Origin of the sequence: Anabaena sp. CS-542/02 (assembly GCF_028331085.1) — a bacterium.
GTDB classification, from domain to species: domain Bacteria; phylum Cyanobacteriota; class Cyanobacteriia; order Cyanobacteriales; family Nostocaceae; genus Anabaenopsis; species Anabaenopsis arnoldii.
The window spans coordinates 1-6,755 of the sequence record NZ_JAQMTM010000031.1 but is presented as its reverse complement, the minus strand read 5'-3'; the positions used below and the strand labels follow the sequence as shown (position 1 = coordinate 6,755).

General features: G+C 42.0%; 7 protein-coding genes. 6 read left to right on the top strand and 1 reads right to left on the bottom strand.

Annotated elements, in window-relative coordinates:
• Nucleotides 1-505 precede the first annotated feature (505 nt).
• The 5 genes from PN447_RS02775 to PN447_RS02755 all read left to right on the top strand — a co-directional run bounded on the left by PN447_RS02775 (nucleotide 506) and on the right by PN447_RS02755 (nucleotide 5,047).
• Nucleotides 506-1,021, top strand: a complete 516-nt coding sequence (locus PN447_RS02775) for a Mini-ribonuclease 3 (protein ID WP_442867070.1) — start codon at nucleotides 506-508, stop codon at nucleotides 1,019-1,021.
• 97 nt (nucleotides 1,022-1,118) lie between these two features.
• Nucleotides 1,119-2,183 (top strand): 23S rRNA (guanosine(2251)-2'-O)-methyltransferase RlmB, encoded by a 1,065-nt coding sequence (gene rlmB / locus PN447_RS02770; protein ID WP_271760653.1) that lies wholly within the window; start codon nucleotides 1,119-1,121, stop codon nucleotides 2,181-2,183.
• A gap of 122 nt (nucleotides 2,184-2,305) precedes the next feature.
• On the top strand, nucleotides 2,306-3,022 hold the full coding sequence (locus PN447_RS02765; protein ID WP_271760652.1) for an RNA-guided endonuclease InsQ/TnpB family protein: 717 nt from the start codon (nucleotides 2,306-2,308) through the stop codon (nucleotides 3,020-3,022).
• 66 nt (nucleotides 3,023-3,088) lie between these two features.
• Nucleotides 3,089-3,391: a DUF1816 domain-containing protein gene (locus PN447_RS02760; RefSeq protein ID WP_271760651.1), complete on the top strand. Its 303-nt coding sequence runs from the start codon at nucleotides 3,089-3,091 to the stop codon at nucleotides 3,389-3,391.
• Nucleotides 3,392-3,880: 489 nt separating this feature from the next.
• On the top strand, nucleotides 3,881-5,047 hold the full coding sequence (locus tag PN447_RS02755) for a pyridoxal phosphate-dependent aminotransferase (RefSeq protein ID WP_271760650.1): 1,167 nt from the start codon (nucleotides 3,881-3,883) through the stop codon (nucleotides 5,045-5,047).
• 158 nt (nucleotides 5,048-5,205) lie between these two features.
• Here the strand turns inward: PN447_RS02755 and trxA are convergent, their stop codons facing one another.
• Complete coding sequence (trxA, locus tag PN447_RS02750; RefSeq protein WP_271760649.1) at nucleotides 5,206-5,532, bottom strand: thioredoxin; 327 nt, start codon at nucleotides 5,530-5,532, stop codon at nucleotides 5,206-5,208.
• 111 nt (nucleotides 5,533-5,643) lie between these two features.
• Here trxA and PN447_RS02745 point away from each other — a divergent pair, with 111 nt between their 5' ends.
• A complete protein-coding gene (locus PN447_RS02745; RefSeq protein WP_271760647.1) occupies nucleotides 5,644-6,360 on the top strand; it encodes a cyclase family protein in 717 nt (238 codons plus the stop codon).
• Nucleotides 6,361-6,755: the final 395 nt, after the last annotated feature.

Sequence of the window (6,755 nt, the reverse complement as noted above, 5' to 3'; positions counted from 1 at the left end):
TTCGTTAAGTCTCCATCTGACGGGCTGGTAATGAGCCGGGACATAAATGGTGCGCGAGGGATTTTCCTACGTGCATTGGTTGATACGCCCTCTCTTAAAGAGTGTATTTGTTAGTTAATGTTAGCAAAAAAGTATCGGTAAGAAATTTATAGTCGGCAGTAGGGCATTAAGTGGACTTAAAACAAAACCCATCGCCACCCAGTCTATGGGAGGCGTAGCCATACCAATAGCTCGATTGGGTGAGAAGCCTACACTCAATTTCTCAAAGAAATTCAGTTAGGGGAGTATCTCACTGGGTGTCAACCTTGGAAGACATGACGGGTGGTCTCGTCACTTTGAGATGCCGATAATAGCCCAATAGTTTGATAAAATACATTAATACTCAAAATCAAGTGTCGATCAAAAAGGTTACAATTAGTCGGTAATATTTGACAGTCTCTTTTATGTTCGGTGTACCAACATGGCTGGCTTCAGAAATCATCAATCTATGAAAGCTCTGTTGAAGATGCCTGCTAACTATAGCCCGTTGAGGAATGATGAATTTGTGACATCACAGGGACAAGAGCTATTAGATGGGAAAAATGAACCCCCCCCGCCCAGTTCGTCTTGGCATCAAGCACTGTTGGCTACCACCGGGACATTACCTTTGCTTTCTCAGTCACAAATACAACAAATGTCGCCTTTGGCCTTAGCCTATATAGGTGATGCAATTTATGAATTGTATGTTAGGATGTTCTATCTGTTGCCAGTGCAGCAGACCAAAACCTACCACTGTTTGGTGGTAGCACAGGTAAGAGCTGAAACACAAGCGCTACATTTGCGATCGCTGACTCCGCATCTGAGTCCCGCCGAATTAGAAATCGTCCGTCGAGGCCGTAATGCTGCTTCAGGACGGACTAAGCGGGTTGAACCCCAAATTTATCAACAGGCAACAAGTTTAGAAACTTTAATTGGCTACCTTTATCTTACGGATTTCCCCCGCTTAACCGAATTGTTGCAAAAACTCCATCTAGAGAAATAGTGAGCGACTCAGTCTCAAGATAGGAAAGTCAGCACTTGGGGTTGAGTAAATTCAAAGAACCCCAATCTCCCACTCATAAACTATACCCAAAATTTATATGGCTAACAAACCCAGGAAAATCCAGACTCCTAGCGAAGCGAATCGCGTCAAACCTATAAAATTAAAGGGGAAGCGTGTTATTCCTAGTTCTGTGCGCAGTCCCCGCATCAGTGACAGAGATAGAAAACCTGTTTCCAGAGGCACAAGCCAATATCCCATTAATACCCATTCATCCCCAGGAGGACAATCACCAGAAGATAGTGATCTCATCTACGGTCGCCATCCAGTTTTGACTGCTTTGGAAAGTGAACGGGGATTGAACCGCATCTGGATTACTACTCGTTTACGTTACGACCACCGCTTTCATCATTTACTCTTGCAAGCGAAGGAAAATGGCACAGTCATTGATGAAGTAGAGCCGAGACGCTTAGACCAAATCACCGATCAGGCGAATCACCAAGGTATTGCGGCGCAAGTAGCCCCCCACGCATATATTGAGTTACCTGATTTAATCGCACAGGCGAAATCTGTAACGGATCCTGTAATTGTCGTGGCTGAGGGAATTACCGATCCCCATAATTTGGGAGCAATTATTCGCACTGCCGAAGCCATAGGCGCTCAGGGTTTGGTCATCCCCCAAAGAAGGGCATCAGGAATTACTTCTACTGTGGTCAAAGTGGCCGCAGGTGCTTTAGAAAACTTTTCTGTAGCTAGAGTAGTTAACCTCAGTCGTGCCTTAGAAGAATTAAAAGAGGCGGGATTTTGGATTTATGGTACTGCTAGCACAGCCAGTGAACCCCTGCATACAGTTAAATTTACTGGCCCTATCGTTTTAGTTATTGGTTCGGAGGGCGAAGGGCTGAGTATGCTAACACAGCGCTCCTGCGATGTCTTGGTTTCAATACCCCTGTTAGGCAAAACCCCTAGTCTCAACGCCTCAGTAGCCGCTGGTATGGCGCTTTACGAAATCTATCGCCAAAGGTCATTAAACACTTTGTACCTAGATAAATTACAAAAACCCCTTGAAAAAAACAGGCGTAATTCCCCACCTATAGGAATGTTAGAAGGGGATAAAAGCCGTGTGATCCCGAAAAGACATGGGACTGATGCAACCGGAGGTTGATCACAGAGTGAGGTATTTAAAGAGTCACCAATGGACTCTCCTCCTCTGGACTTTTACTGCAATATATGTAGAATAGTAACATGTGGATATTTGGAGAATTTTAGATTTTAGATATTAGATAGATGAGAAGACAAGCAGTAAAAGTGAAGTTGTACCCTACCAATGAGCAAGTCAAGATACTTGCAGGGCAATTTGGTTGTGCCCATTGGTGGTGGAATTATGGGTTAAATAAATGTATTGAAATCTATAAAGCAACTGGCAAAGGCTGGTCTCAATCTGGTCTAAATTATCTACTCCCCACACTCAAAAAGGATCAAGAAACTGAGTGCCTAAAAGAGTGTTACTCACAGTTTTTGCCATCTGTAAGTCACAACCTTAGTCGTGCATATCAAAACTTGTTTAAAGGTAGAGTAAAATATCCCAGATTCAAATCAAAACACCATTGTCAATCAATTCAATATCCCCTGGGAGCAAAACAAGTTAATGGTTATTGGAAATTTCCGGGTAAGTTGGGTGTGGTTAAAGCAAACATACACCGACCACTAGACGGAACTATCAAGACTGTTACTGTTAGCAAATTCCCATCAGGTAAATATGATGCTTCTGTATTAATGGAATATGAAGGTGTTTATCCCTCGTCTAATGCAGATGATAAGATTATTGGCATTGATTTAGGCATCAGGGATTTTGCTATTACCTATGATGGTGAAAAAGTCTCCAGATATCCCAATCCAAAATACTTAGCCAAATATGAAAAAAAATTTAGTCAAAAAGTAACATATTGCTGCTCAGTTGGGGTAGTTCACAAAAAGACACTAACAGAGTATAAAGAAATGTAAAAGAAAGAACAGCAGTATATCCTTTCCTTTAATATTCAGTACCACATTGATAAATCGGCTACAACTATGCAAACGATTTGGAATAACCTGAAGGAATCATTAACTAATAAGTTCCACAACATGGGTCTAGCCTGGTGGGTGGAAATTGTGACGCAAAATCCCCGGTGTACCTACTACTTCGGTCCATTTTTAAATTCTGCTGATGCTAAACTGGCAATCAAGGGCTATGTAGAAGATTTGGAGGTTGAAGGGGCACAAGGAATACTTGTGAATGTCAAGCGGTGTAAACCAGGTACTTTAACGATTGCTGAAGACTTGGGGGAAAGGATTGACCGCAAAGTAAAGCCTGTCTTTAGCGGTCAGATATAATCAAGATTCAAGGGCTATCATGGTTCTCAGGCTGTTGCTCTGGGAACTATACTTTTGGTATTTTAGATTCGGATTCGACAACGCTGGTATTTGTGTCTTTGGGTATATGACTTGCTAGGGTAAAAATATAAAATAGAATTATGGCAAGAATCCTAATTATTACTTGGAATCACAGATAAACGTAGTTGTAGGAGCACTCTCAAGGATGAAATGCTTGACCGTGAGGAATACATCTAAGTTCATCTGTGGTTTTTTCATGAGAATATAGAAAAGTGTTAATTTCCAGACGGAAAACCTTCCAGGGTCTGTTTGGGGAAGGTGTGAAAGTGTTTCACGCCATTGGTGGATGTTTACTTGTCCCCAAATGTGACCATAGTGTAGTACAACAATTTAGCTTTTAGACTTGCTGAGGAATTATAAAAAGATAACTGTTGCTAATTATTCTAAGATATCCTTAGATAAGTGACAGAATTGCCAAATAAATTAAGCATGAAGCTGGCAGAACGAGTAAGTAAGGTGACCCCTTCTTTGACCTTAGCGATCGCAGCTAAAGCTAAGGCCATGAAGGCTGAAGGAATAGACGTTTGTAGTTTCAGCGCTGGTGAACCAGATTTTGACACTCCGGCCCACATCAAAGCCGCAGCAGCCAAAGCCTTGGATTCAGGTAAAACCAAGTATGGCCCAGCAGCTGGAGAACCAAAGTTAAGGGAAGCGATCGCCCAGAAGCTGAAAACCGACAACGGTCTCAATTATCAGTCGGAGAATGTGATTGTCACCAACGGTGGTAAACATTCTTTATTTAACCTGATGTTAGCCCTGATTGATCCGGGGGATGAGGTAATATTCGGTTCCCCCTATTGGCTAAGTTATCCAGAAATGGTAACCTTAGCTGCTGGGAAGTCAGTAATTCTCACCACAGATGCGACGACGGATTATAAAGTTACCCCAGAACAACTACGTCAAGCAATTACACCCAAGACTAAGTTATTTATTCTTAACTCTCCATCTAATCCTACTGGGATGGTCTACACCCCAGATGAGATTAAAGCACTGGCCCAAGTGATAGTGGATGCAGATATTTATGTAGTGTCGGATGAGATTTACGAAAAGATTCTCTACGATGGCGCAGAACATATCAGCATTGGTTCCCTAGGGGAAGCCATCTTTGAGCGCACCTTGATTAGTAACGGGTTTGCTAAAGCTTATTCTATGACTGGTTGGCGACTGGGTTATTTAGCAGGACCTGTGGAGATTATTCGATCTGCTATTTCCATTCAGGGACATAGTACATCTAATGTGTGTACTTTTGCTCAATATGGAGCGATCGCAGCTTTAGAAAACTCTCAAGACTGTGTAGAATCAATGCGCCAAGCATTCGCCCAGCGGCGACAGGTAATGTTGGATAGACTCAACGCTATTCCTGCATTGAGTTGTAGTAAACCAGACGGTGCTTTTTACTTGTTTCCTGATATCAGTAAAACAGGTCTCAACTCCCTGGAATTCTCTAACGCCCTCTTAGAAACACAGCAAGTAGCTGTCATTCCAGGTATTGCCTTTGGTGCTGATCAAAACATTCGTTTGTCCTACGCCACTGATATGGACACGATTCAAAAAGGAATGGACAGGTTGGAGAAATTTGTGAATTCCCTGGTTTAATCAACGGTATAACCTTACTCCTCAGTCTACCTCACAAGTTTGGCGGGAGTAAGGTCAAAAATTGACATATAATTTAGGCTATTTTAAATACTGGCGCTACCTCAAATCAATTAAGTTTAAGTCTTATAACTTACCAGTAAATCTCAACACTGAACCACCTAAAGCAACTTGTTAACAGCAGCAGTAAACTCTTCATAAGGAGAAACTCCCACAATAGTTTCTGCTAACTCACCATCCTTGAACATTAAAACTGCTGGAATGCTACGCAGACCAAACCTTTTGAAAATTGGCTTGTTATTGTCAACATCTACCTTCACCACCTGAAGGCGACCCTGATATTCCTCAGCGAGTTGTTCCATTAAGGGAGCAATAATACGACAAGGACCGCACCAAGTAGCAGTGAAATCAACAACAACAACTTTTTCACTACCTAAAACAGTATCAAATTCACTACCTTCAACATAAGCAACTGTATCAGTGGACATTAATTAAAGTCTCCTATTAAAACTTAGAGTAAAAACCTAACTGTCAAGACTATACTACTTTGTTGCGAGTTAAGAAACCATCATCTATGACTGGCTTTTTATTTTCATATTATGAAACAAAATCAAAAGACTATAACTTACTCACAGGTCATACATCTAAGTCATATAATTGACATAGACATTCCCCAATGGCCAGATGATCCCCCAGTGGAATTTACCACCGTCGCCAACATCCCAGAGGATGGCTATTACCTGCGGCGTTTGACCATAGGAGAACACAGTGCTACTCACATTAATGCACCCAAAAGTTTTTATCCTCATAGTGTGGGAATTGACCAATACCCAGGTGAGTCCCTAGTGTTACCTGCGGTAGTGATCGACATCTGCGCAGGTGCAATGTTAAATCCTGATTACGCCTTGACTGTTGCTGATGTTGTGACGTGGGAGAAAAAAAATGGTGAAATTCCTCCTGGTAGTTTAGTGTTACTTCATACTGACTGGGACAATAAATGGTTAGATAAAAAGCAATTTTTTAACCGAGATCCTCAAGGAAAGATGCACTTTCCCGGTTTTAGCTATGATGCAACTGAGTTTCTGTTAGAACAAAGACAAATTGCTGGTTTAGGAACTGATACCCATGGGGTAGACCCTGGACAAGATGACAATTTTAACATTAACCGTCTGGTATTAGCACAGCAGAGGATTATTTTGGAAAATCTCACCAATTTGCAGCACTTACCACCAAAGGGTACTACTTTAATCATTGGTGTGTTGAGGTTGCGGGATGGTTCGGGTTCTCCTGTGGGGGTGTTAGCTTTAGTACCTTAGTGGTTTTTACTTCTATGACCTGGATGGTCATAATTTAGAACCTGTACATAAAATTGCAGGAGCAGTCCAGATTGATTAATCTCGACTACTCCTGCTACACCCCTTGCACAATCAAAAGATACCACTGTCAAAACCGGGATGTGTGCCAAATTGCCAAATAACCGTGTTTTCCCCATGCAGTAACTGGGTGAAACACCTGGTTTATTTGTGATTCCTGAAGATGTTGGCTTTCCTTGGTCATATTTTCTCACATAGCTAGAGCGATCGCATTGAGGACTTAGAGGATGTTTGTCAAGTCATGATTAGTGTATCAAATATTTTTAGATCCCCCTAAATCCCCCTTGAGAAGGGGGACTTTGACTCTAGTTCCCCCCTTTTTAAGGGGGGTTAGGGGG